The following is a 24,027-nucleotide window of genomic DNA, read 5'->3' as shown; positions in this document are numbered from 1 at the left end:
AAACGATGACAACCCGTTTAGCAGCCAGTTGCCGGAAGACGGCAACGTTACGCAGTAGCGGTGAGCGTCAACTACGCCATCACGCAACGACAACTACGAAGGAGGAACGCCAAATATGACCTGATACCCAACGACAACCACCCCGTTGACCGGCCAAAATAGTTGTCGCTGACCGGCCACGCTGCTTGACGCTCTCTAGCGTGAAGCCGGTCCGCTGGGGATAAGTCCAATGCGAAATGCAATTTTATATCATTTGCCTGCGCGAGATGAGCGGGGATTGCATTTGTGGGGGTGGCTGGGCGCGTACTGAATCGGCTCTCAGGTCGACACGCCGCCGCCTCTCAATCGCCAGCGGCCATTTATGCCATAGCACGTCTTGCCGAGCCAGCTATGGATCAGGGTAAGTTCGCATACGGTCAGCACCAACGGCCAACGCCCGGCCTGACCGCTGAAGCTCGAGATCCGATCAAACGTCACGATGAAAGGAGGCACGTCAATGCTCGCCGCAGCGGCACATGCACGCGCAACGATCACCTCCGGCGCGTGTTCAAAATCGCCCAGATGTTGCAGCGTAATGTGCAGGTGCCCGGTGCGCAGCAGCGGAGCCACGATATGCATCTCGGAGCGCAGTCGTCCGGCCATTCTGGCCATATGTGCCGCGGTCGGTGGATCCGGCATCGCGGTAAAGAACAAGCGATGCCTCGGGGCCAGCGTGGGCGCCTCGAATCCGGGGAGCGTAAGTCGAGTCATAGCCGCGTTGCGGGTACGCCGGTGAAGGAGGCTTCCCTTATCGTCACCTTGCGGACGGCCCGCCAGCTCGCTCGAGGGTCCAAAACAGTTCGCGTTACGCCGCCAATACGTCGCAAAAACAAAACCCGCGCCGGTCCATAGAACCTTGCGCGGGTTTTCAGCTTCAACTACTAGCTAGCGAACGAGGGTCTCCGCGTCGCGCTCGGTTGCAACAAGCCGCTCCTGTGTCTCCTTGTATGCCCTATCTGCGTCGTCGCGCCTCTTACCCGCCGACAGGTATTCGCGGTCAAGCCTCTGCCACTGGTCACCAGCCATAGTGCGCGCATCCGATACTACATCGTCTCGCAACCGATTCCGGCACACTGCGGCACATTTTCAGATTCGAGGAAGCCAATACCGACTCAGCAGGCGAAGTTGAAATCGTGTTCGGCTGTCACAGCCTGCAATTCAACTCCGAGAGGCCGACTGTGATGCATCGATCAGTGCCGATGCGACGGAAAGATCGACTACCGGCGGCGTCTCTTGGAAGCTTCGGGGTGGGTAACAAAAAATTAAACCCACCTGCTGCCCCTCGCATCCGACTTACGCAGAGTCCGGCTCGTGCGTGTTCAAGTTCCCCTCCAATGTCGCGACTGCTTTCAGGACATCATCAATCGGAGGCAACTCCTTGAAAATCATGCCGCCCATCGCGGCATAATCTCGGACCAGCGCGTCGTGCATGCCATCCGAACGCGCCAATGTGAAATTGCCATGAGTGGCTGCGTCAAGGCCGAGATCCGCGCTACCAAAGAAAAGTCTGGCGTGCTTCGCGCAGTCCTCCGCCAGACGATGATTTGCCTGCCACGCCGCCGCGTCCGGGTGTTTTAGCAACTGGAAGATATCGTAGTAGTGCCGGGAAACGCGCTGCCCGCCGTGCCGTAGCTCGCCCCTTCGGTCGTGCCATTGTCGCAGGCCGTGCAGGATGATGATTTTGTCCCAGAAGGTACGTTCAGGCTTGACCGTAGTGACATTCCGCACGGCAAGGTCCAAATCTGGCAGATCGTCCGCGATGTAAGGCTTGACTGTGGCTACTTCGTGTGGATCCAACGCCGACTTGGCGCCTGCTTCGATCTTTACGGCCGAACGGATGTAGTCCTTTGGATCAGCAGTCACCACGGGGTACCAGAACAGCAGCGTCTGCCGATCCTGGTCATCGGCATCGAACTCTACGCGAAATTGACTTGCGGGAATCATCGTTTCAGCGATTTCTCGGAAACGCACAGCCATCTCTTCAGCTATGTAGTGCTGACAGGCATCACGAATGCGATCCAATCTGGCGCGGCGTTTTTTGCCGCTCAGGGCATCCAGGTCCTCCACCTCCGCAGGCTCGCCAATGTCTTCCCGGAACACCGTGATATCAATGTCCTCGGAGAAGCGCGAAATGAGTCCGAACGCTTTGGATAGTGACGTGCCCCCCTTGAACAGAAGGCGGGGGCCGTCATTCGGTAAGCCGTTAAACAGCACGTCCAGGGTCCAGCACACCCAGAAATCCTTTTCGACGTTCTGGACTGCCGTCCCCATTCGAGCGGCCGCTGTCAAAAACAGATCGCGCCGCTCGTCGTTCTCAGCTTGAATGATCTTGTCGAAATTCTGGTTCATGGCCGCACCTTGCCCGTAGACTTACGCTTTCCGGCTACGGACTCCTGCTGATGCATGCCTTTCTCATCCGCCAGTGGTCCACCGATCGATGGGTCACAGCCGGGGAGTTTCCGAATGAATTCCTGCATCCATGCCGGTAACTTGCTGAAGCCAATGAGCAGGTCTTGGCGAATGACGTCTCCTTGCGCGGGGTCAGCCAGAAGCGCGGTCAACCGCTTGAGAACTCGAGGTCTGTCCGACGGCAACATGTCCTTCAACCAGTACAACGCCTGCACTACCCGCATCGCCGGACGACCGGCCCAATACAGGCGACTCGGTGCAGTTAGCTTGAAGTGTATGGTGAGCTTATCAAGTTGGATGGATCGGCGACGCGCATCCGTATGGATCGTGACCATAGCCGGTACTGCGTCCGTCAAACCCAGATCGTTTGCAGCAGTCATGCCGTCAACCATAAGGCGCAATTGGTCTCGGCGCGCAATTGCATCGATGACAGCCCGGTAGTCCGGAGCGGTGGCTTTCTTGGTAAGGCTGTTAATTTTGGGTCGATCGTACAACCCACGGTCGATCCGGCGCAGCCGGCCAGCGGCTACGAGGCGCTGCAACGCCTTATCCACGGCGTCGCGGCTGCCAAGATTGGAAAAATCGGCCGGCACCCACACACGGCCTGTATCAGATGCCTCTATGTGGCTAACAATCTGGGTTTTAAGGTCATTCATAGTCACACCTTGTCCGATATTTGTATAATTTCTTCGGACGAAGGTCAACCCATACGCGCAACGTGTCCGAAATTTGTAGAATTTTTTCGGACAGCCCTACTGAATGACTACGGATCGGGTCGAGGTGAGCGCGCGACGCCCCTGATCGGAACCCTACCCGATCAGGGTTTCGCGCTGCGATCCGCAAGCAGACAAAAAACGTCTGCAGCCACCGCCCGGTACCGTCACGGATACCGTCGACACTCCTCTGACGGTATTAAGCGAGCCACCGCACACGCTGCTCTTGTATACCGTCTAAAATACCGTCAATTTAAGTTTGCCAAAACTCCCTGCAGATGGAGACGCACCTTAAAAAACCCCTTATTTCCCAAGGACTTACGGAGCCGCGCCTTCCCATTTAGTATCGAGTGCACGTTGTTTACTGGCCATCACAAGTCATTGATTTTAAAGTAAATTATTAAACTCCTCTATTCCCACTCGATTGTCGCCGGCGGTTTCCCCGAAATGTCGTACACCACCCGATTGATCCCGCGCACCTCATTAATAATTCGGTTCGACACCTGACCAAGCAGCTCATGCGGCAGATGCGCCCAGTGCGCGGTCATGAAATCGAGCGTCTGCACTGCGCGCAGCGCGACCACGTACTCATAAGTACGGCCATCGCCCATCACGCCCACGCTCTTCACCGGCAGAAACACCGCAAACGCCTGACTCGTCAGCTCGTACCACGACTTGCCGGTTTCCTTGTCGATGGTGTTACGCAGCGTCTCGATGAAAATCGCATCGGCGCGGCGCAGCAGATCCGCGAACTCGCGCTTCACTTCACCGAGAATACGCACGCCAAGGCCCGGGCCCGGGAACGGATGGCGATACACCATATCGTGCGGCAAGCCGAGCTTCACTCCCAGTTCGCGCACTTCGTCCTTGAAGAGTTCGCGCAGCGGTTCGAGCAGCTTGAGGTTCAGCGTCTCCGGCAGTCCCCCCACGTTGTGGTGGCTCTTGATCGTATGCGCGCTCTTCTTGCCCTTGCCCGCCGACTCGATCACGTCCGGGTAGATCGTGCCCTGCGCGAGCCACTTCGCATCCGTGAGCTTGCCCGCCTCGGTCTGGAACACCTCGACGAACTCCGCGCCGATGATCTTGCGCTTCGCTTCAGGATCGGTCACGCCCGCCAGCTTCGACATGAATGCTTCGCTAGCATCGACGTGAACCACTTTCACGCCAAGGTTGTCCGCGAACATCGACATCACCTGCTCGGCTTCGTTCAGGCGCAGAAGACCGTGATCGACGAACACACAGGTCAACTGATCGCCAATCGCGCGATGCAGCAGCGCTGCCGCCACCGACGAATCCACGCCGCCCGAGAGGCCGAGGATGACGTGCTCGCTGCCCACCTGCTTGCGAATCGCTTCGACGGCCTCGTCGATGTAGTGGCCCATTTCCCAGTCGGCCTTCGCGCCGCAGATGCCCAGCACGAAGCGCTCGAGCATCGCGCGGCCCTGCACCGTATGCGTGACTTCCGGGTGCCATTGCAAGCCGTAGAAGTGGCGCGCTTCGTCGGCCATCGCCGCGATCGGGCACGATTCCGTCGATGCCATCAGCTTGAAGCCGGACGGCATGTCCGTGACCTTGTCGCCATGGCTCATCCACACCTTGAGCATGCCGTGGCCTTCGCTCGTGCGGAAGTCCTCGATGCCGTCGAGGAAGCTCGTGTGGTTGCGAGCGCGCACTTCGGCGTAGCCGAATTCGCGCAGGTGGCCGCCGTCGACCTTGCCGCCGAGCTGCTCGGCCATCGTCTGCATGCCGTAGCAAATGCCGAGCACCGGCACGCCCTGTTCGAACACGGCTTGAGGTGCGCGCGGGGTGTCGGTTTCGGTGACGGAGTTCGGGCCGCCCGAAAGGATGATGCCCTTCGGCGCGAACTCGCGGATGAATGCGTCGTCAACGTCGTACGGATGGATTTCAGAGTAGACGTTGGCTTCGCGCACGCGGCGCGCGATCAGTTGGGTGACTTGCGAACCGAAGTCGAGAATCAGGATTTTGTCGTGCATGGCAGCGGACGAGACCTAAAAAAGAACAGATACAGAAAGCCGCGCGCTGAGTAAATCTGGCGCGCGGCGTGAATTCATCGGATGCCTGGCGCTTGATGGCTGCGGTGCAAAACAACGCATGAACCGGCGAACGAGCCAATAAGCGGGTGGCGCAATCCGGACACAAAGCAGCTGGTGTTTCCCGCGTCCCGGCGTCCCGCGCGAATCAGCCATGCAGCGGCGGCCGCGGCGCGTCGGCCGCTTCGTCTCGCGCGGCAAGCCGCGGATCTTGCACTGGCGCAGCCGCGCCCGCGGTAGCGGGTGTTGCCGCTGCAGGCTCTGCGCGCGACGCACCGGTTTCCACCACGCCGCCAGCAAAAACCGGTTTCGCGTATGTCACGGGCTCTTCGCGCTTTGTCCTGGCCACCGCGCGCGCCCCGCGTTCCTGCGCGGCGGCCTCGGCCGCCTGCACCTTCTCGCGCCGCTTCACCGCGCCGGCGAGGCGTGTGCCGCCCAGCCCGACGATGATCAGCCAGGCACCCACCGCGCCGGCCACCAGTTGGCCAAAGCCCGTGAGTTGCGGCGTATGCAGGCCGACCAGCCAGACCAGCATCAGCACGCCGGCAATCCAGTTGACGTGCCCCACGGTGCGCCCGACCGTGACGGTCAAGTCGCCGTCGAAAGCCGCGCGCAGCGCGATCCACGCGAAGCCAGCGAGCACCACGCCAAAAGCCTGACCGATGAGCGGCGGCTGCGGCTGCACCAACTGCAGCGCGTTGTAGAGCGAGTTCCAGGGCGTGCACAGGAACAGCACGCCGAAACCCAGCAGCATCAACGCGTCGACAATCAGCACTATGCGCAGCAGCGGCTTCATCGCGGATCAGTCCACGTGGTAGTTGGGCGCTTCCTTCGTGATCTGCACGTCGTGAACGTGCGATTCGTTCAAGCCGGCGCCGGTGATCTGCACGAACTCCGCCTTCGCGTGCAACTCGTCGATCGTGCGGCAACCGCAGTACCCCATCGACGCGCGCACACCGCCGATCAGCTGGAACAGAATCGCGTTGATCGGGCCCTTGTAGGCAACGCGGCCTTCGATGCCTTCCGGCACGAGCTTGTCGATGTTGGCCGAGTTGTCCTGGAAGTAGCGGTCCGCGGCGCCGTCCTTCATCGCACCGACCGAGCCCATGCCGCGGTACGACTTGTACTGGCGGCCCTGAAACAGGAACACGTCGCCCGGCGACTCTTCGGTACCCGCGAACATGCTGCCCATCATCACGGCGTTCGCGCCGGCTGCCAGCGCCTTCGAAACGTCGCCCGAGTAGCGCACGCCGCCGTCGGCGATGCACGGCACGCCCGTGCCCTTGAGCGCTTCCGAGACATTGGAAATCGCGCTGATCTGCGGCACGCCCACGCCTGCCACGATACGTGTCGTGCAGATCGAGCCCGGGCCGATGCCGACCTTCACGCCGTCTGCACCGTACTCGACGAGCGCGCGTGCAGCGTCGGCCGTGGCGATGTTGCCGCCGATCACCTCGACGTGCGGGAAGTTCTGCTTGACCCACCGGACGCGCTCGAGCACGCCCTTGCTGTGGCCGTGCGCCGTGTCGACCACGATCACGTCCACGCCGGCCTGCACCAGCAGCTCGACACGCTCTTCGTTATCCGGGCCCACGCCGACGGCTGCGCCCGCGCGCAGCTTGCCGTGCTCGTCCTTACAAGCGGCCGGGTGTTCGGTCTGCTTGGTGATGTCCTTGACGGTCATGAGGCCGCGCAGCTCGAACGCGTCGTTCACGACCAGCACGCGCTCGAGGCGGTGGCTGTGCATGAGCGCCTTGGCTTCGAGGAGCGGCGTACCTTCCTTGACGGTGACGAGGCGCTCGCGCGGCGTCATGATCGAGCGCACCGGCTCGTCCAGGCGCGTTTCGAAGCGCAGGTCGCGGTTCGTCACGATACCGACGAGTTGCGCGCCTTCCACCACCGGGAAACCCGAGATGCCATGCTGTTGCGAGAGCGCGATCACGTCCGCGACTTTCATCTGCGGCGGAACCGTAATCGGGTCGCGCACCACGCCCGACTCGAAACGCTTCACCTTCGCCACCTCGCGCGCCTGCTCGGCCGGCGTGAGGTTCTTGTGGATGATGCCGACGCCGCCCTGCTGCGCCATCGCGATAGCGAGGCGGCCTTCCGTGACGGTATCCATCGCGGCCGAGACAAGCGGAATGTTCAGGGAGATATTGCGGGTCAGCCGGGTTTTCAGGCTGGTGTCGCGCGGGAGAACGTCGGAAAAGGCGGGGACGAGGAGCACGTCATCGAACGTGAGTGCTTTCTGGATCAGACGCATGGCAAATCCTATAGGCGCAAAAGCAGATTATACGGGATAGCGCCCTGGAAATCATCAGTGTCTACAGTAGCTTAGCGCCGTTTTCGGGATTTTTTTGAGGTTTGGGACGGGGTCGGCGGCGGTGTAAGTGTCGTGTGTCAGACCCGATTTTCTGGCTGCCGGCCGCAAGCTGGGAATCAGGAACCGTGGAAACGGGCAATCGCATCGTGCAGGATTGAACAAGACGGCCATGCGGCCTGCAATTAAGCTTCCACCCATCCTGCAAGGCCAGGACGGTCAGATCGGAAAGTGTGGAGGCAAGGAAAATGCAGCGTGGTGTGTTGTACGGCGTGCTCGCCGGTGCGTTATGGGGAACGGTGTTCCTGGTGCCGCGCCAGTTGCCGGAGTTCTCGCCGCTGCTCCTGAGCGCCGGGCGCTACACGATGTACGGCCTCGTGTCGTTCGCCGCGCTACTGCCCATGCTGCGGCGCGTCTGGCCGCGCCTGACCCGCGCGGACCTGATCGCGCTAGTGAAACTCGCCCTCGTGGGCAACCTCCTCTACTACCTCTTTCTTGCGAGCGCGATTCACCTCGTGGGCATCGCGCCGGCCTCGCTGATTGTCGGCGTCCTGCCCGTCACGGTCACGCTGCTCGGACGCGGCGATCACGGCGCGGTGGCGCTCTCGAAGCTGGTCTGGCCGCTCGCCATGATCGCGGCCGGCATCGTGTGCATCAATGTCGACGTTTTCACGGCAAGCGCCAGCGATCACGCCAGCACGCTCACGAAGATTGCGGGCCTTGGCTGCGCGGTTGGCGCGCTCGCCTGCTGGACGTGGTACGCAGTCGAAAATGCGCGCTATCTGCAACGTAACGCGCACTTCGGCGGCAACGAGTGGTCGGTGCTATGGGGTGTCGTGACCGGCGCGCTCGGCGGCCTGCTCTGGCTCGCGGTGCTCGTCATGCCCGCCGGCACGGTGCAGCCAATCGTGGGCAGCGGACGCTGGACAGCGTTCTGGCAACTGAATCTCGTGCTGGCCATCGGCGCCTCGTGGCTTGGCAACGGTCTCTGGAACGCGGCGTCCAAGCGGCTCCCGCTTACGCTTTCGGGTCAGTTGATCGTGTTCGAGACGCTGTTCGCCCTGCTCTACGGTTTCGTCTACGACCACCGCCTGCCGCGCCTGCTCGAAATCGCGGCCATCGTGCTGCTGGTGGTGGGCGTGAGCTGGTCGGTCCGCCAGCATTCGGGCGGGCCGGAAGACACGGCGCACGGAGATGGCATCGTGCCTGAAGGTGATTTGGCGGGTATTCCCGGTATCGGTGAGGCGAACGCTGCGGGACGTAATGACTCGGAGCACCGCCGCGCGGCGAATTGAAAAGCATGAGGGCGCAACACGCGCCCTCATATAGCCACCAATCGCGCGTCAACGCGGATTCAGCGCGAATCCTTGTTCTGCCATTTGCGGCCCTCGATCGAGCCTTCCTTGCGCGTTTTGTCGACGCGGCGCTGACGCGCGAGCTTGGGGTCGACCACCAGCGGACGATAAATCTCCACGCGGTCGTGGTCGGCGAGCACCGTGTCGAGCGGCTTGAGCTTGCCGTAGACGCCCACTTTCAGTTTCGTCAGATCGATTTCCGGATGGCGCGCGAGAATGCCACTGGCCTCGATGGCCTGCTGCACCGTCGCGCCAGGTGCGAGTTCCACGCCGATGAGCGTCTGAGCGTCAGGCAGCGCATAGCAGACGTCGATGTTGAGCAAATTCGCGTTCATGGCTTGGTCTTGCCGTAACGCTGGTCGGCGCGCTTCACGAAGGTGTCGACGAAGGTGTTCGCGATGTGATGGAACACGGGACCGATGATCTTCTCGAGAATAATGTTAGAAAACTCGTAATGCAGCGAGAATTCAATCTTGCAGGCATCGGCACGCAGCGGCGTGAAACGCCAGGCGCCCGTGAACTTCTTGAACGGGCCGTCGGCGAACTCCATGTCGATGCGCTCGGGCCGCTTGTGCTTGTTGCGCGTGGCGAAGTGCTGCTTGATGCCCTTGAAGTTGATATCGATCTTCGCCTCCATTCCGTCCTCGTCCTTGCGGCGAACCTCGACGCCGCCGCACCACGGCAGGAAGTTGGGATAGTCGTCGACGTCGGTCACGAGGTCGAACATCTGCTCCGCCGAATGGCGAATCAACACGGTTTTCTGGACATCCGCCATAAATTGCGCAATGCGAGGCAAGGGTGAAAGCGCCACGGGCTTTCGGTGGCCCGCTTTGCTAAAATCGTAATTTTAAACGAGTTGGGCGTTTCCCATTTCCCTATGAGCATCATCGACAACAGAAAAGCCTTCTTCGATTACTTCATCGAAGAGCGCCACGAGGCTGGGCTCGTGCTCGAAGGATGGGAGGTCAAGGCCATGCGCGCCGGGCGAGCCAACATCAAGGAAAGCTACGTCGTGATCAAGAACGGCGAACTGTACCTGATCGGCACGCACATCAGCCCGCTGCCCGAGGCCTCGACGCACATTCAGCCCGACCCCACGCGCATCCGCAAGCTGCTGCTCCATCGCGAGGAAATCGACAAATTGATCGGCAAGGTCGAGCAGCGCGGGTTCACGCTCGTTCCGCTGAACTTCCACTACAAGGGCGGCCGCGTGAAATGCGAAATCGGCCTCGCGAAGGGCAAGAAGCTGCACGACAAGCGCGAAACCGAGAAGCAGCGCGACTGGCAGCGCGAAAAGGCACGCCTCATGCGCACGCCCACCTGAGCGCACCTGAGCGCACCTTGTAGGCGCTCAGGCGTTCGTTCAGGCGCCCTTCGCCGCTTCGCGGCTCAACTGCGTCTCTTTCATGCCCGAGCGGTTCACGATAGTGAGCGCCGAAGCAATCATCGCGCTCAGGTCGCTCATATTGCCGGGCACGATCAGCGTATTGCCCTGCTTCGCGAGGTTGCCGAACGCCGTGACGTACTGCTCGGCCACCTTGAGATTGACCGCATCCATGCCGCCCTGCGCCTGGATCGAGTTGCCGATCTTCTGGATAGCCTGCGCATTCGCCTCGGCCACCGCGAGAATCGCGGCCGCCTGACCCTGCGCCTGATTGATGGCGGCCTGCTTCTCGCCTTCAGACTTCTGGATCGCCGCCTCGCGCGCACCTGCCGCAAGGTTGATCTGCTCTTGTTTACGCCCTTCCGAGGCCGCGATCAGCGCGCGTTTTTCGCGCTCCGCCGTGATCTGCGCCTGCATGGCGTGCAGGATTTCCTTCGGCGGCGTGAGATCCTTGATCTCGTAGCGCAACACCTTCACGCCCCAGTTCGAGGCAGCCTCGTCGAGCGCCGACACAATGCTGTGATTGATGAAATCGCGCTCCTCGAAGGTCTTGTCGAGTTCGAGCTTGCCGATCACCGAGCGCAGCGTGGTCTGGGAAAGCTGCGTGATGGCGAACACGAAGTTGCTAGAACCATACGAGGCCTTCATCGGGTCGGTCACCTGGAAGTACAGCACGCCGTCCACCTGGAGCTGCGTGTTGTCGCGCGTGATGCAGATCTGGCTCGGCACGTCGAGCGGAATCTCCTTGAGCACGTGCTTGTAGGCCACGCGGTCGACGAACGGCAGCACGATCGAGAGGCCCGGCGTGAGCGTGGCGTGGTAGCGGCCCAGCCGCTCGAGCACCCAGGCATGCTGCTGCGGCACGATCTTGATGGTTCTCGAGATCAGCACGACGACGATCACGAGCAGAATCACCCCGACGACAGGCACTTGCATACGCTTCCCCTTTGGCTTCGATTTTGCTTCGATTTGACTTCGTTCAAGCGTGGCGCGTGCCTTCACGAGCGCCGTGCGCACCCGAAGCCAAGCTGCCGGAACGCCTGGCCACAACGATGAGGCAACTGCCCCGCACCGCCTTGATTTCGTAGAGATGGGCGTCCTCGGGCTCGCCCGCCGCGAGTTCGACGTCCCATTCGGCGCCGCGATACATCGTGCGCGCACGCCCGTCGCGCCACTCGGCAACCGGGACCATCGAGCCGATGTCGAGATTCACGCCCGGGTCGGTCGACGCGTCGACCATGCGTCGGCGCCGCCCGAACCGCGAGCGCCGCAGCGCGATCACGGCCACCAGCGCCACGAGCGCCGCCGCCACCATTTGGACATCGAGCGGCGCGCCCAGCTCATAGGCGAGCACACCCGCGAGGCACCCGAGCGCGATCATCAGCAGATAGAACGTGCCAGTCATCAGCTCGGCCACGATCAGCACGCCTGCGCCGATCCACCAGAACACACCATGCGGACCCACGTCGACCTCCCAAAGTAAAACACCCCGGCTTGACCGGGGTGTTATAGCACGAAGCTGACACTGTTTTCCGCAGCGTGCGAAGCAAGGCCTAAGCAGCCTCAATTTCCGCACGCCGCGCGCGCCGGCGCGGCGCGCAATGTCGAGTCGATGCGGGCATTACTTCGCCTGCGACTTCGCAAGCGCCTGCCACGTATCCACGATCGTGTCGGGGTTCAGCGACATCGACGCGATGCCTTCGTCCGCGAGCCACTGGGCGAAGTCCGGATGATCGGACGGACCCTGGCCGCAGATGCCGACGTACTTGTTCAGGCGCAGGCACGTTTCGATCGCGCGCTTGAGCATGAACTTGACGGCCGGATCGCGCTCGTCGAAGTCGACCGCCAGCAGTTCCATGCCCGAGTCCCGGTCGAGGCCGAGCGTGAGCTGCGTAAGGTCGTTCGAGCCGATCGAGAAGCCGTCGAAGTACTGCAGGAACTCTTCAGCGAGGATCGCGTTCGACGGCACTTCGCACATCATGATGAGACGCAGGCCGTTCACGCCGCGCTTCAGGCCGAACTTCTCGAGCAGGCCGACCACGCGCTCCGCCTGCTTGAGCGTGCGCACGAACGGCACCATGATCTCGACGTTCGAGAGGCCCATCTCTTCACGCACGCGCTTGAGCGCGAGGCACTCCATTTCGAATGCCTGAGCGAAGTCCTCGGCGACATAGCGCGACGCGCCGCGGAAGCCCAGCATCGGGTTTTCCTCGTCCGGCTCGTAACGCGAACCGCCAATCAGCTTCTTGTACTCGTTCGACTTGAAGTCCGACAGACGCACGATGACGGGCTTCGGATAGAACGCCGCCGCGATCGTGGCAATGCCTTCCGTGAGCTTGTCGACGTAGAACGCACGCGGCGACGCATGACCGCGCGCCACGCTCTCGACCGCCTTCTTCAGGTCCGCGTCGATGTTCGGGTACTCGAGGATCGCCTTCGGGTGCACGCCGATGTTGTTGTTGATGATGAACTCGAGACGCGCGAGGCCAACACCCGCATTCGGCAGTTGCGAGAAGTCGAACGCGAGCTGCGGGTTGCCGACGTTCATCATGATCTTGACCGGAATCGCCGGCAGCTCGCCGCGCTGCACTTCGCTGACTTCGGTTTCGAGCAGACCGTCGTAAATGCGGCCTTCGTCGCCTTCGGCGCACGACACGGTCACGAGCGCGCCGTCCTTCAGCACGTCGGTTGCGTCGCCGCAGCCCACGACTGCCGGCACGCCCAGCTCACGCGCGATGATCGCCGCGTGACAGGTACGGCCGCCACGGTTCGTGACGATGGCCGAAGCGCGCTTCATCACCGGCTCCCAGTTCGGGTCGGTCATGTCGGCAACCAGTACGTCGCCCGGCTGCACGCGTTCCATTTCGGACGGATCGTGAATCACCTTCACGCGGCCCGCGCCAATCTTCTGGCCGATTGCGCGGCCCGTTGCGAGAACCTGCGACTGGCCCTTGAGCTTGAAGCGCTGCTCGGCCTTGCCCGCGGCCTGGCTCTTCACCGTCTCAGGACGTGCCTGGAGAATGAAGATCTTGCCGTCGAGGCCGTCCTTGCCCCACTCGATGTCCATCGGACGCTGGTAGTGCTTTTCGATGATGACGGCGTACTTGGCCAGCTCGATCACGTCTTCGTCGGTGATCGAGAAGCGGTTGCGCTGTTCGTGCGAGACGTCGACCGTCTTCACGCGGCCCGGTTCGCCCGGCTGCGTGAATTCCATCTTGATGAGCTTCGAGCCGATCGAGCGGCGGATGATCGGGGCCTTGCCCTGAGCGAGCGTGGTCTTGAATACGTAGAACTCGTCCGGATTCACGGCGCCCTGCACGACGGTCTCACCGAGGCCGTAGCTCGACGTGATGAAGACGGCGTCCTTGAAGCCCGATTCGGTATCCAGCGTGAACATCACGCCCGCTGCGCCGCGGTCCGAACGGACCATGCGCTGCACACCAGCCGACAGCGCGACTTCGGCGTGCGTGAAGCCCTTGTGGACACGATAAGAAATGGCGCGGTCGTTGTAGAGCGACGCGAACACGTGCTTGAGGCGGTCGAGCACGTCTTCGATGCCCACCACGTTCAGGTAGCTCTCCTGCTGCCCCGCGAACGAAGCGTCGGGCAGGTCTTCGGCCGTGGCCGACGAACGCACGGCGAACGAAAGCTCGGAGGGCGAGCTCTTCTGAAGCGTCTCGAAGCCCGCGCGGATGTCTGCCTCCAGCTTCGGCTGCAGCGGCGCGTCAACGATCCATTGACGGATTTCCTTGCCCGCTTCGGCCAGCGCCTTGACGTCATCGACGTCGAGCGTCTCCAGACGAGCGGCAATCCGTTCGGTCAAGTTGTTGTGTTTCAGGAAGTCGCGGAAGGCGAGCGCGGTCGTTGCAAAGCCCGTGGGCACACGCACGCCAGCCTCAGCCAATTGGCTGATCATTTCGCCGAGCGAGGCGTTCTTGCCGCCCACAATCTCAACATCGGTCATCCGCAACTGCTCGAACGGCACTACATAAGCCTGATCCTTGGCAACGGTGTTAGTCATACAAGCCCCTAAGTGTGAAAAAAATTCACGATTGCGCAAGTGGGCTCGAACGCGGGCCGCCCATTAGAGGCGAATTCGCGTCTTGCGCAACCTGTTGGAGAAGCAATCGCCACGGCCCCGGGGCCGGCATCCAGCGTAAGGAAAAGCGGGGAGATGCGCGCGATTGCACGAAATTACCCGGAATCGCTGCAAATTGACACCAGATTGAGCCACGATGAACTGCGGTTTGGCGCGCTTGCCTGCAATTGCTTATCCAACAGGTTGCCGCTATTCTACCGTGCCGACTCTCGAAAATGTGTCTGTCGGTGAGAATCGCGCCTCAGGCCCGTTCCACAACGCTCCGGGAGCCTTTCCCGGGCGCCTCAGCCCGTCCGGCCCCACTTACACACCCAGCCTCAACCGATGTCGCCTACCGTATTCATCGTCTCCGACGGTACCGGGATCACTGCCGAAACTTTCGCGCACTCGATCCTCTCGCAGTTCGACCAGAAATTCCGCCTCGTGCGCGTGCCGTTCATCGACTCGACGGACAAGGCCTACTCGACCGCCGAAAAGATCAACGAAGCCGCGGTGCATGAAGGCCGCCGCCCGATCGTCTTCACGACGCTGGTGGACAGCAATTCCAACGAGATCCTCAAGCGCTCGAACGCGCTCGTGCTCGACATGTTCCAGACCTTCGTGGAGCCGCTGGAGCAGGAACTGGAGCTCAAGTCGAGCCACGCGATGGGCCGGGGTCACCAGAACGCGGACACCGACGAATACAAGAACCGCATCGAGGCCATCAACTTCTCGCTCGCGCACGACGACGGCCAGTCCGACCGCAATCTGAACGACGCCGACGTGATCCTCGTGGGCGTGTCGCGCAGCGGCAAGACGCCGACCAGCCTTTATCTGGCGATGCAGTACGGCGTGAAGGCCGCAAACTATCCGCTGATCCCGGACGACTTCGAACGCGGCAAGCTGCCCAATTCGCTGCTGCCATATCGCGGGAAGATCTTCGGGCTCTCAATCGATCCGCAGCGTCTCACGGAAATCCGCAACGAGCGGCGGCCCGGCAGCAAGTACGCGGCGCTGGAGAATTGCCGTTACGAAGTCAACGAAGCCGAGGCCATGATGCGCCGCGAAAACATCAAGTGGCTTTCGTCGACGCACAAGTCCATTGAGGAAATCGCCACAACGATCTTGCAGGAAATTCGCCTCGACAAGCCGGTGTACTGAAGATCGCCCCGCGTAGAAACAAAAAGGCCTGCTCACTCGCGAGCAGGCCTTTTTGTTGCATCAGTCACAAAGGGGTGAATCAGCGCTGTGCGCTGTTCAGCGCGCGTGGCGCTGCTGACGGCATTGCTCGAAGATACATACGGCGGCAGCCGCCGCCACATTCAGGGACTCCATGCCGCCCGGCTGCGGAATTGTCACGCGCAGCGCCGCTGCGTCGCGCCACAACTGCGAGACGCCCGCCCCTTCATTGCCGAACACCCACGCCACCTGCCCAGTCAGATCGGTCTCGTCGATGGCGCTCGCGCCATGCGAATCGGTGATCACGACCGGCACGCGCAGCATGGCGATCAGCGTCTCGGGATCGACGTTTTCGAAGACCTGTAGCAGGAAGTGCGCGCCCATCGCCGAGCGCAGCACCTTCGACGACCACGCGTACGCAGTGCCAGGCGTGCAGAACACCTTGTCGACGCCCGCGGCCGCCGCGCTGCGCAGGATCGAGCCGACGTTGCCCGCGTCCTGCAACCCGTCGAGCACAAGGCACGTCGATGCGACCCGCTCGGGTAGACGCGCCTCGGGCATATCCACGAGCAGCAGCATGCCCACGCCGTGCACGACGTTCGACAACTGGCCAAAGAGCGCGTCGGGCAGCGTGATCACGCGGCGCTCATCGACGCGCGCGACGATCGCCTGCGCCTCGGCATGCGCGAGCGCGCCCTCGGTCACGATGCAATATTCGGGCTGCGTGCCACCGTCGAGCCATGCGCTCGCGAGGTGGAAGCCCTCGAGCAGGGCCTGATGACTGCGCCGCTGCTGGTGCGTCGAGCCTGCCAGCGCTTTCAGGCGCTTGTAGAGCGGATTGTCGCGCGAAGTAATGGCTTTCACGGGCGGGCCTGGCGATCTGAAAAAGGTAGGTTGGAAAGAACAACGGCGTCGCACGAGGCGACGCCGGATTGCATGAACCAGAGCATGGCGCGGCTCAGGCCGATGCGAAGGCGTCGTCGTCCGGAGCGTCGTCGTCCGGAGCCGCGGCGCAGGCTGTGCTTGCCGCCCTCGTCAGCGCGAGGCCATGCAGCGCATACGCGTCGCGCACGGGCGCGAACGTGCACCGGTGATGCACGCAAGGGCCATGTTCGCGCAGCGCGGCCAGATGCTGGGGGGTGCCGTAGCCCGCGTGCGCATCGAAACCATACACCGGGAACGCTTCGTGCAATTCCAGCAGCATGCGGTCGCGCGTGACCTTCGCGATGATCGACGCCGCCGAGATGCTGGGTACGAGCGCGTCGCCGCCGATCACGGCCTCGCTGCGCACCGGCAGCACCGGGCAGCGGTTGCCGTCGATCTTGGCGAGCGTGGGTTTCACGCTCAGCCCCTCCACGGCGCGCCGCATCGCCAGCATGGTCGCGTGCAGGATATTGAGCGAGTCGATCTCCTCGACGCTCGCCGATGCCACGCACCATGCGAGCGCGCGTTCGACGATGAGATCGTAGAGCGCTTCACGCGCTTTCGCGGTGAGCGCCTTGGAGTCGTCGAGACCGGCGATGGGTCGCGCCGGATCGAGAATCACGGCGGCGGCCGTCACTGGGCCGGCGAGCGGTCCGCGTCCAGCTTCGTCCACGCCGCAGATGATGTCGTCGGGCGACTCGAACAACAGCCCCGCCTGCTCCGCCCACATTTGCCGCTCCGCGCGCTTGCCGGCCGCTTTCGACGGGGCTTTGGCGCTGGCTTGCGCCGCGGCTTTCGCCGCTGGCGCCTTTGCGCGAACGCGCTTGATCGCGACTTCGGTCATACCGGGCTCCTGCGGCGATCCACGACGCTGGCAACCACCTCCGCCGCTCGCTCCGACATGTTCTGCCGCAGCGCATGGTGCATCTGCGTGAACACTTCGGTCAGCGTGCGCCGGTTCGCTTCGTCGTGCAATTGCGTGAGCGTCGCGTCCGCGAGCGCCTCGGGTGTCGCGAAGTGCTGAAGGATCTCGGGCACCACGAATCGTCCCGCGAGAATGTTCGGCAGGCCGACATACGGCAGGTAGCCCTGGCGGCGCATGATCTGCCCCGTGAGCCAGGGCACCTTGTACGAGATGACCATTGGCTTCTTGAGCAGCGCCGCCTCGAGCGTGACCGTGCCGCTCTTGACGAGAATCGCGTCGGCGGCGGTCATCGCCACTTGCGACTGCCCGTCGATGATCGTGAGTTCGAGTCCCTGGTGCGAGTTGGCGAGTTCCTGAAGCTGCGCATGGATCGCCGGCGTCGCCGCCGGCATCACGAAGCGCAAGCCTGGCTCGCGCTGCTGCATGATCTGCATCGCGTCGAAGAACGTCGGGCCGATCAGGTTGATCTCCGAGCGGCGGCTGCCCGGCAGCACCGCAATGATCGGTCCGCTCTCGGGCAGGCCGAGCGCGCGCCGCGCGCCAGGCACATCCGGCTCGAGCGGGATATCGTCGGCAAGCGGATGCCCCACGTAGGTCGCCGCCACGCCCGCTTTCTCGAGGATCGCCGGCTCGAACGGAAACACGCACAGCATGTGATCCACGGCCTTCTGGATCTTCTTGATGCGGCCGCCGCGCCACGCCCAGATGGACGGACACACGAAATGGATCGTGGGAATGCCCGCGTCGCGCAGCGGATGTTCGAGACCGAAGTTGAAGTCGGGCGCGTCCACGCCGATGAAAACGTCAGGCGGATCCGCGAGCAGTTGATGCTTGAGTTCGCTGCGAATGCGCAGGATCTCGGGAATATGCTTGAGCGCCTCGACGTAGCCGCGCACGGAGAGCTTGTCCATCGGCCAATGCGCTTCGAAACCGGCGGCCTGCATGCGCGGCCCGCCGATTCCATAGTAGTGCGCAGTATCCGGCAGCCTGCCGGTCAGCCCTTTGAGCATCGATGCCGCGAGCAGGTCGCCGGACGGCTCGCCGGCAACCATCGCGAGGCGCAGCGGACGGGTTTGAAGCGCCATCGGTTAGCGAATGATGCCGCGTTGCGACTGCTCGACGAAATCGAGCAGCGCCTTCACGTGCGCGTCGCCGTCGCCGCCCGCCTGCGCGAGTTCGGCGATCTGCACCTTTGCCTCTTCGAGCGACAGGCCATTCTTGTACAGCGCACGATAGGCCGAGCGCAGCGCCGAGATCGCATCGGGCGTAAAGCCGCGGCGGCGCAGCCCTTCGACGTTGATGCCATGCGGCACCGCCTTGTTGCCCGCGGCGACCACGAACGGCGGCACGTCCTGCACGAGCGCCGATGCGCCGCCCACCATCGAGTGTGCGCCGATGCGCACGAACTGATGCACGCCCGTCATGCCGCCGACGATCGCGAAATCGTCGACGATCACATGGCCCGCGAGTTGCGCGTTGCTCGACATAATCACATTGTTGCCGAGCCGGCAGTCGTGGCCCACGTGCACGTACGACATGATCCAGTTGTCGTCGCCGACCATCGTGACGCCGGTGTCCTGCACCGTGCCCGTATGAATCGACGTGAACTCGCGGATGGTGTTGCGATTGCCGATCACGAGCTTCGTGGGCTCGCCCTTGTACTTCATGTCCTGCGGACGGCCGCCGACGATCGCGTAGTGGCCGATCATGTTGTCTTCGCCGATCGTCGTATGGCCTTCCAGCACACTGTGCGAGCCGATTTTGGTGCGTGCGCCGATGGCGACATTGGCCCCGATCACCGCATACGGGCCGATCTCCGCCGATTCATCGACTTGCGCGCCGGACTCGACGATCGCGGTGGGATGGATCCTGCTCATTCGTCCTGGCTCTCCATTCTGTTGCCGTGCTGGCGCGCTTTACTGCGCCGCGTCCATTTTCTTGACGGTGCACATGAGTTCCGCCTCGCAGGCAACAACCCCTTCCACTTCGGCTTGTGCCTTGAACTTCCAGATGCCGCGCATGTAGCGCTCGAACGTCACGTTCATGACGAGCTGATCGCCCGGTTCGACCACACGCTTGAAGCGTGCACCGTCGATGCCGACGAAGTAGTACAGCGTGTTCTCGAAGTCCTGCTCCTCTTCCGAAAACGTGAGGAGCGCAGCGGTTTGCGCCAGCGCTTCGAGAATCATCACGCCGGGCATCACCGGGCGCTGGGGAAAATGGCCCTGGAAAAAGGGCTCATTGACGGTCACGTTCTTCAACGCCTTGATGCTCTTGTGCGGCACGATTTCGGTGACCCGGTCCACCATCAGGAACGGATAGCGGTGCGGAAGCAGCGTGAGGATCTTGTGGATGTCGAAGTTGAGTTTTTCGATGTTCATGGTATTTCTGCTCACGCTGGAATTGCGTGTGACTGTCGAATGCGATGTCTGAAGTGCCTTGCCGAAGCCCGGCCCCCGCGGTACCGCAGGGCCCGCGCTTCTGGCGCAGTATGCGCCATGTGCCACACTTCGTGCATGCGGATTGCCCCGGGTCTCGCAGACCGGGTCTCGCAGACCGGGGCACCTGGAACGGCACGCACCCGCAGCTGGGCGCTTCGCGCCCAGGCCACGAGCCTGCCTTACCTTGTTATGCGCCGTCTTGTGCCTTCTGGGCAGCGGCTTCGAGCGCCCTGATACGATCGCGCAGCTTGTCGATATTGCGCAGCAGCGCGGCGCTCTTGTTCCAGTCGGCGTGATCGACCGCCGGGAACGCGCTCGTGTAGATGCCTGCCTTCGGCAACGACTTCGAGACCCCCGACTTCGCCGTGACGATAACGTAGTCGCCCAGCGTGACGTGGCCCGCGATGCCAACCGCGCCGCCGATCATGCAATGGCGACCGATCGTGGTGCTGCCCGCAATGCCCGCGCAACCCGCGATCACGGTGTATGCGCCTACCTTGCAGTTGTGGCCGATCTGCACGAGGTTATCGATCTTGACGCACTCCTCGATGATCGTGTCGGCCATCGCGCCACGATCGATCGTCGTGTTCGCACCGATCTCGACGTCGGGCCCGATCGAGACGCCGCCCACTTGGGGAATCTTCACCCAGCTGCCCGTGCGCGCATCGCCCTCGCCCGTGAAGTCGGGCGCAAAACCAAAACCGTCCGAGCCGATCACGGCGCCAGCATGCACGATCGCGCGCGCGCCGATCTTGCAGCCGTGATAAACCGTTACGCCCGGATAGAAGTGCGAGCTCTCGCCCACCTGGGTGCCGCGGCCAATGAACACGTTGGCGTCCAGCCGCACGTGCTCGCCGATCGTGGCGCCCGCCTCCACCGTGACGTTCGGGCCGATCACCGCACTTGCGGCAACCTTTGCCGTGGCATCGACATGGGCGCTCGGGTGCACGCCCGCCTGCACCTTCGGTGCGGCCAGATCGATGAATGCCTGGGCCACGCGCGCGAAATAAGCATACGGATTGGGCGTGACGATGAAATTACGACCGTCGCGGGAAGCCAGTTTTTCGAGATCTTCGGGGCTGATCAGGACGGCGCCTGCGCGAGTCGTCTCGACCTGCGACAGATACTTGGGGTTGGCGAGGAACGCCAGTTGTTGCGGACCCGCCTGATCGAGCGGCGCGAGAGAGCCGACACGTTGCGTCGGATCGCCAATCACCTCGCCGCCGAAGCGCCCGGCGATGTCCTCAAGCGTAAAAGCCATGCGCGTGATGCTCCTGCCTTAATTGCTGCTGCCAGCGCCGCCAGACGCAAGCGCCTTCAAGACCTGGTCGGTGATGTCGATGCGCGGGCTCACGTATACCGCTTCCTGCACGATCAAATCATAGTGCTGCTGCTCGGCGATCTGCTTGATCACCTTGTTCGCGCGATCCAGGACCGCCGCAAGCTCTTCATTGCGACGCTGGTTCAGGTCTTCGCGAAACTCGCGCTGCTTGCGCTGGAAATCGCTATCGAGCTGCGACAGATCGCGCTGCTTCTGCGCGCGATCCCCGGGCGACATGCCCGGCCCGTTCTTGTCGAGGGAGTCGGACATGGACTTCAAGCGTTGCGCCATGTCCTGCAGGTCCTTGTCGCGCTTTGCGAACTCGGCTTCGAGCTTGGTTTGCGCGGCCTTCGCGGGGGCGGATTCGCGCAGGATGCGGTCGGAGTTGACCGCCGCGATCTTCGCTTCCTGCGCATGGGCCGCGCCCGTGCCAACAGCGAGCATCGCCAGCGACAGCGTCAAGGCCCCGATCGTCCGTCTGGAAAACATACCCGTTAGCAAAGTTATCCTCTCGTTTCTGTAAATGCCTGTTCCTGCGTGCCTCGTTAGAAGGCCGTGCCAATCTGGAACTGGAACTTCTGGTACTGGTCGCCTTGGTGCTTGACGATCGGGAAGCCAAGGCTCAGCTTGAGCGGGCCGATCGGCGAAATCCACGCAAGACCCACACCGTACGCGTAGCGCAGGCCGTTCGCGCCCGTGCTGGTGTTGCCCTCCTCGCCCCATACGTTACCGGCGTCGACGAACGTGAAGACGCGCAGCGTGCGATCGTAGCCCGTGCCCGGCAGCGGGAACGTGAGTTCGATGTTGCCGACCACCATCTTCGAACCGCCGATCGGGTCGTTGGTCTTGGCGTCGCGCGGGCCCAGCGAGCTCGGCTCATAGCCACGCACCGATCCGATACCGCCCGCGTAGTAGTTCTTGAAGATCGGGTACGGCTTGCCGTCGAGGCCCTTGCCGTAGCCGGCCTGGAAGTTCATGCCCAGCACGAAGCCGCGTGCGAACGAGTAATAGTACTGCGCCTGCACGTCGGTCTTGACGTAAGGCGTCGAACCGATGGGCATGCCCCATTCGAAATTCGCCTGCGTAAAGTAGCCGCGGCTCGGAATCAGCGCGCTGTCACGCGCATCGCGCGACCAGCCGATCGTGAACGGAACGTTGTTCGACACGCGGCCGAAGTTTTTCACGTAATCGATGTAGCTCTGCGGCGTGTACGCGTCGGTGTCGAGCGTGTCCTGCTCGAAACCGATGCCGAAGAAGACCGTGTCCACTTCCGAGAACGGAATGCCGAACTTCAGGTCGGCGCCCGTCGTGATGATCTTGAAGCTCGAATCGGTCGAGTAGTACAGCGGCTGGTACGTGCGGTAGTAGACGTCGGTAATGCGCTTGATGCCGTCCACCGTGAAGTACGGGTCCACCTGCGTGACAGCCAGCGTGCGATACGTCTTCGCGGTATTGATGTTCACCGAGAGGCTCGTGCCCGAGCCGAACACGTTGTCCTGCGAGACGCCGGCCGACAGCACCACCTTGTCCGTGGACGAGAAGCCCGCGCCCAGCGTGATCGCGCCGGTCGGCTTTTCGGCCACCTTCACGTTCACGTCGACCTGGTCGGGCGTGCCTTCCACCGGCACCGTGGTCACGTCGACATCGGTGAAGTAGCCGAGACGGTTGATACGGTCCTTCGAGAGCGCGAGGCGGCTCGAATCGAACCACGAGCTTTCGAGCTGACGCATTTCGCGGCGCACGACTTCGTCGCGCGTACGCGTGTTGCCGATCACGTTGATGCGGCGCACGTACACGCGGCGGCTCGGGTCGATCTGCAGCGTGAGGTCGACCGTGTGATCGGCCTGATTGATCTGCGGCAGCGCATTGACAGTTGCGAATGCGTAGCCGTATTCGCCGAGCTTGTCGACGATGGACTTGGTCGTAGCCTGCAGTTTCTCGGCCGAGAAGCGGTCGCCCGGCTTGATCTTGACGAGCTTGTTGAGCTCGGCCTCGCGGTCGAGCAGATTGCCGGCCAGGTGAATGCCCGAAATCTTGTAGGGTTCGCCTTCGTGAATCCCGACCGTCAGGTACATGTCCTTCTTGTCGGGCGAAATCGACACCTGCGTCGAGTCGATGTTGAATTCGAGGTAGCCATGATTCAGGTAGTACGAGCGCACGTTCTCGAGGTCGCCCGTGAGCTTTTCCTTCGAGTACAGGTCGTTCTTCGTGTACCAAGAGAACCAGTTCGGCGTGGAGAGTTGCATCTCCGAGAGCAGTGTGCCGCTGCTATACGCCTTGTTGCCGATGAAATTGATCTGCCGGATCTTCGCGCTCGGGCCTTCGACCACCGAGAACAGCAGGCCGACGCGGTTGCGGTCGATCGGCGTGACCGTGGTCGTAACCTCCGCAGCGTAGAAGCCGCGCGTGAGGTACTGACGCTTGAGTTCCTGCTCGGCCTTGTCGACGAGCGCCTTGTCGTAATAGCGGCCCTGCGAGAGGCCGACTGCGCGCAGTGCCTTCGTGAGGTTGTCCTTGTCGAACTCCTTGATGCCCGAGAAGTCGATCGTGCCGATGGCCGGCCGCTCCTGCACCTGCACGACGACGACACCGCCTTCGGTGCCGATGCGCACGTCATTGAAGAAGCCCGTTGCATACAATGCGCGAATGGCATCGGATGCCTTGTCGTCGGTGAACGTATCGCCCTGCTTGATGGGCAAGTACGCGAACACCGTGCCCGGCTCGACGCGTTGCAGTCCTTCGATGCGGATGTCCTGTACCACGAAAGGCGTTGTGGCCGCGTGAGCGACCAGGCCATGCGCGGCAATCGCCGCAGCCGCAACCGTTTTTGGAACCAAGCGATGAGGTCTAAACAACGTGCTTCCCCAGTGTGTATAGCTGCATCAGAT

General features: G+C 62.5%; 22 protein-coding genes and 1 pseudogene. 3 read left to right on the top strand and 20 right to left on the bottom strand.

Annotated elements, in window-relative coordinates:
* Window positions 1-318: 318 nt before the first annotated feature.
* The 7 genes and pseudogenes from NH14_RS25920 to guaB form a co-directional block, all read right to left on the bottom strand.
* Window positions 319-693, bottom strand: coding sequence for a 2'-5' RNA ligase family protein (locus NH14_RS25920; protein WP_331253471.1), 375 nt, complete (start codon window positions 691-693; stop codon window positions 319-321).
* A 234-nt stretch (window positions 694-927) separates the two neighbouring features.
* Window positions 928-1,074, bottom strand: a pseudogene (locus NH14_RS34035) (ATP-binding protein); the annotation flags it as partial.
* Between the two features lie 258 nt (window positions 1,075-1,332).
* Window positions 1,333-2,388: a nucleotidyl transferase AbiEii/AbiGii toxin family protein gene (locus NH14_RS25915; protein ID WP_035531802.1), complete on the bottom strand. Its 1,056-nt coding sequence runs from the start codon at window positions 2,386-2,388 to the stop codon at window positions 1,333-1,335.
* The gene (locus NH14_RS25910; protein ID WP_035531806.1) at window positions 2,385-3,104 is read right to left on the bottom strand and encodes a DUF6088 family protein; all 720 of its coding nucleotides are present in this window, start codon (window positions 3,102-3,104) and stop codon (window positions 2,385-2,387) included. Before NH14_RS25910 ends, NH14_RS25915 begins: the two co-directional genes overlap by 4 nt.
* 467 nt (window positions 3,105-3,571) lie before the next feature.
* Window positions 3,572-5,155, bottom strand: a complete 1,584-nt coding sequence (guaA, locus tag NH14_RS25905; protein ID WP_035531809.1) for a glutamine-hydrolyzing GMP synthase — start codon at window positions 5,153-5,155, stop codon at window positions 3,572-3,574.
* Between the two features lie 205 nt (window positions 5,156-5,360).
* Complete coding sequence (locus tag NH14_RS25900; RefSeq protein ID WP_035531811.1) at window positions 5,361-6,008, bottom strand: hypothetical protein; 648 nt, start codon at window positions 6,006-6,008, stop codon at window positions 5,361-5,363.
* Window positions 6,009-6,014: 6 nt separating this feature from the next.
* The gene (guaB, locus tag NH14_RS25895) at window positions 6,015-7,475 is read right to left on the bottom strand and encodes an IMP dehydrogenase (protein WP_035531813.1); all 1,461 of its coding nucleotides are present in this window, start codon (window positions 7,473-7,475) and stop codon (window positions 6,015-6,017) included.
* Between the two features lie 305 nt (window positions 7,476-7,780).
* Between guaB and NH14_RS25890 the strand changes: the two genes are divergently transcribed.
* The gene (locus NH14_RS25890) at window positions 7,781-8,827 is read left to right on the top strand and encodes a DMT family transporter (protein WP_084225824.1); all 1,047 of its coding nucleotides are present in this window, start codon (window positions 7,781-7,783) and stop codon (window positions 8,825-8,827) included.
* Between the two features lie 59 nt (window positions 8,828-8,886).
* On the opposite strand, the gene NH14_RS25885 is transcribed toward NH14_RS25890, so the two are convergent.
* Together NH14_RS25885 and NH14_RS25880 are read right to left on the bottom strand one after the other, a co-directional pair.
* The gene (locus NH14_RS25885; protein ID WP_407947184.1) at window positions 8,887-9,210 is read right to left on the bottom strand and encodes an RnfH family protein; all 324 of its coding nucleotides are present in this window, start codon (window positions 9,208-9,210) and stop codon (window positions 8,887-8,889) included.
* A gap of 8 nt (window positions 9,211-9,218) precedes the next feature.
* Window positions 9,219-9,662 (bottom strand): type II toxin-antitoxin system RatA family toxin, encoded by a 444-nt coding sequence (locus NH14_RS25880; RefSeq protein ID WP_035531816.1) that lies wholly within the window; start codon window positions 9,660-9,662, stop codon window positions 9,219-9,221.
* A 102-nt stretch (window positions 9,663-9,764) separates the two neighbouring features.
* Here NH14_RS25880 and smpB point away from each other — a divergent pair, with 102 nt between their 5' ends.
* Window positions 9,765-10,211 carry an SsrA-binding protein SmpB gene (gene smpB, locus NH14_RS25875; RefSeq protein ID WP_035531818.1) on the top strand — a complete coding sequence of 149 codons (447 nt, stop codon included), beginning with the start codon at window positions 9,765-9,767 and terminating at the stop codon, window positions 10,209-10,211.
* Window positions 10,212-10,250: 39 nt separating this feature from the next.
* Here smpB and NH14_RS25870 read toward each other — a convergent pair whose 3' ends face one another.
* The 3 genes from NH14_RS25870 to ppsA all read right to left on the bottom strand — a co-directional run bounded on the left by NH14_RS25870 (window position 10,251) and on the right by ppsA (window position 14,292).
* On the bottom strand, window positions 10,251-11,207 hold the full coding sequence (locus NH14_RS25870; protein WP_035531998.1) for an SPFH domain-containing protein: 957 nt from the start codon (window positions 11,205-11,207) through the stop codon (window positions 10,251-10,253).
* 43 nt (window positions 11,208-11,250) lie between these two features.
* On the bottom strand, window positions 11,251-11,676 hold the full coding sequence (locus tag NH14_RS25865) for an NfeD family protein (RefSeq protein WP_052148407.1): 426 nt from the start codon (window positions 11,674-11,676) through the stop codon (window positions 11,251-11,253).
* Between the two features lie 216 nt (window positions 11,677-11,892).
* Window positions 11,893-14,292 carry a phosphoenolpyruvate synthase gene (gene ppsA, locus NH14_RS25860; protein WP_035531820.1) on the bottom strand — a complete coding sequence of 800 codons (2,400 nt, stop codon included), beginning with the start codon at window positions 14,290-14,292 and terminating at the stop codon, window positions 11,893-11,895.
* 402 nt (window positions 14,293-14,694) lie between these two features.
* Between ppsA and ppsR the strand changes: the two genes are divergently transcribed.
* Window positions 14,695-15,510, top strand: a complete 816-nt coding sequence (gene ppsR / locus NH14_RS25855) for a posphoenolpyruvate synthetase regulatory kinase/phosphorylase PpsR (RefSeq protein ID WP_035531822.1) — start codon at window positions 14,695-14,697, stop codon at window positions 15,508-15,510.
* 96 nt (window positions 15,511-15,606) lie between these two features.
* Here ppsR and NH14_RS25850 read toward each other — a convergent pair whose 3' ends face one another.
* The 8 genes from NH14_RS25850 to bamA form a co-directional block, all read right to left on the bottom strand.
* Entirely contained in the window at window positions 15,607-16,392 is a 786-nt protein-coding gene (locus tag NH14_RS25850; RefSeq protein WP_035531824.1) for a TrmH family RNA methyltransferase, read from the bottom strand.
* A 94-nt stretch (window positions 16,393-16,486) separates the two neighbouring features.
* Window positions 16,487-17,182 (bottom strand): ribonuclease HII, encoded by a 696-nt coding sequence (gene rnhB / locus NH14_RS25845; protein WP_052148408.1) that lies wholly within the window; start codon window positions 17,180-17,182, stop codon window positions 16,487-16,489.
* A 110-nt stretch (window positions 17,183-17,292) separates the two neighbouring features.
* On the bottom strand, window positions 17,293-18,462 hold the full coding sequence (lpxB, locus tag NH14_RS25840; protein ID WP_035531828.1) for a lipid-A-disaccharide synthase: 1,170 nt from the start codon (window positions 18,460-18,462) through the stop codon (window positions 17,293-17,295).
* Window positions 18,463-18,465: 3 nt separating this feature from the next.
* Window positions 18,466-19,254: an acyl-ACP--UDP-N-acetylglucosamine O-acyltransferase gene (gene lpxA / locus NH14_RS25835; RefSeq protein ID WP_035531829.1), complete on the bottom strand. Its 789-nt coding sequence runs from the start codon at window positions 19,252-19,254 to the stop codon at window positions 18,466-18,468.
* A gap of 39 nt (window positions 19,255-19,293) precedes the next feature.
* A complete protein-coding gene (gene fabZ, locus NH14_RS25830; protein WP_035531832.1) occupies window positions 19,294-19,758 on the bottom strand; it encodes a 3-hydroxyacyl-ACP dehydratase FabZ in 465 nt (154 codons plus the stop codon).
* Window positions 19,759-20,005: 247 nt separating this feature from the next.
* A complete protein-coding gene (lpxD, locus tag NH14_RS25825) occupies window positions 20,006-21,079 on the bottom strand; it encodes a UDP-3-O-(3-hydroxymyristoyl)glucosamine N-acyltransferase (RefSeq protein WP_035531834.1) in 1,074 nt (357 codons plus the stop codon).
* 18 nt (window positions 21,080-21,097) lie between these two features.
* On the bottom strand, window positions 21,098-21,640 hold the full coding sequence (locus NH14_RS25820; RefSeq protein WP_152617265.1) for an OmpH/Skp family outer membrane protein: 543 nt from the start codon (window positions 21,638-21,640) through the stop codon (window positions 21,098-21,100).
* Window positions 21,641-21,684: 44 nt separating this feature from the next.
* A complete protein-coding gene (bamA, locus tag NH14_RS25815) occupies window positions 21,685-23,994 on the bottom strand; it encodes an outer membrane protein assembly factor BamA (RefSeq protein WP_035531839.1) in 2,310 nt (769 codons plus the stop codon).
* Window positions 23,995-24,027 lie beyond the last annotated feature (33 nt).

The sequence above is a fragment of the Paraburkholderia sacchari genome (assembly GCF_000785435.2).
GTDB classification, from domain to species: domain Bacteria; phylum Pseudomonadota; class Gammaproteobacteria; order Burkholderiales; family Burkholderiaceae; genus Paraburkholderia; species Paraburkholderia sacchari.
Note: the sequence above shows the minus strand (reverse complement) of the source record. Positions and strands in the feature narration are given on the sequence as shown.

Bases quoted from the DNA above. Each gene is read 5' to 3' on its own strand.
- NH14_RS25915 (WP_035531802.1), bottom strand. From the start codon at position 2,388: ATGAACCAGAATTTCGACAAGATCATTCAAGCTGAGAACGACGAGCGG.
- NH14_RS25910 (WP_035531806.1), bottom strand. From the start codon at position 3,104: ATGAATGACCTTAAAACCCAGATTGTTAGCCACATAGAGGCATCTGAT.
- guaA (WP_035531809.1), bottom strand. From the start codon at position 5,155: ATGCACGACAAAATCCTGATTCTCGACTTCGGTTCGCAAGTCACCCAA.
- NH14_RS25900 (WP_035531811.1), bottom strand. From the start codon at position 6,008: ATGAAGCCGCTGCTGCGCATAGTGCTGATTGTCGACGCGTTGATGCTG.
- guaB (WP_035531813.1), bottom strand. From the start codon at position 7,475: ATGCGTCTGATCCAGAAAGCACTCACGTTCGATGACGTGCTCCTCGTC.
- NH14_RS25890 (WP_084225824.1), top strand. From the start codon at position 7,781: ATGCAGCGTGGTGTGTTGTACGGCGTGCTCGCCGGTGCGTTATGGGGA.
- NH14_RS25880 (WP_035531816.1), bottom strand. From the start codon at position 9,662: ATGGCGGATGTCCAGAAAACCGTGTTGATTCGCCATTCGGCGGAGCAG.
- smpB (WP_035531818.1), top strand. From the start codon at position 9,765: ATGAGCATCATCGACAACAGAAAAGCCTTCTTCGATTACTTCATCGAA.
- NH14_RS25870 (WP_035531998.1), bottom strand. From the start codon at position 11,207: ATGCAAGTGCCTGTCGTCGGGGTGATTCTGCTCGTGATCGTCGTCGTG.
- NH14_RS25865 (WP_052148407.1), bottom strand. From the start codon at position 11,676: ATGACTGGCACGTTCTATCTGCTGATGATCGCGCTCGGGTGCCTCGCG.
- ppsA (WP_035531820.1), bottom strand. From the start codon at position 14,292: ATGACTAACACCGTTGCCAAGGATCAGGCTTATGTAGTGCCGTTCGAG.
- ppsR (WP_035531822.1), top strand. From the start codon at position 14,695: ATGTCGCCTACCGTATTCATCGTCTCCGACGGTACCGGGATCACTGCC.
- rnhB (WP_052148408.1), bottom strand. From the start codon at position 17,182: ATGTGGGCGGAGCAGGCGGGGCTGTTGTTCGAGTCGCCCGACGACATC.
- lpxB (WP_035531828.1), bottom strand. From the start codon at position 18,462: ATGGCGCTTCAAACCCGTCCGCTGCGCCTCGCGATGGTTGCCGGCGAG.
- lpxA (WP_035531829.1), bottom strand. From the start codon at position 19,254: ATGAGCAGGATCCATCCCACCGCGATCGTCGAGTCCGGCGCGCAAGTC.
- fabZ (WP_035531832.1), bottom strand. From the start codon at position 19,758: ATGAACATCGAAAAACTCAACTTCGACATCCACAAGATCCTCACGCTG.
- lpxD (WP_035531834.1), bottom strand. From the start codon at position 21,079: ATGGCTTTTACGCTTGAGGACATCGCCGGGCGCTTCGGCGGCGAGGTG.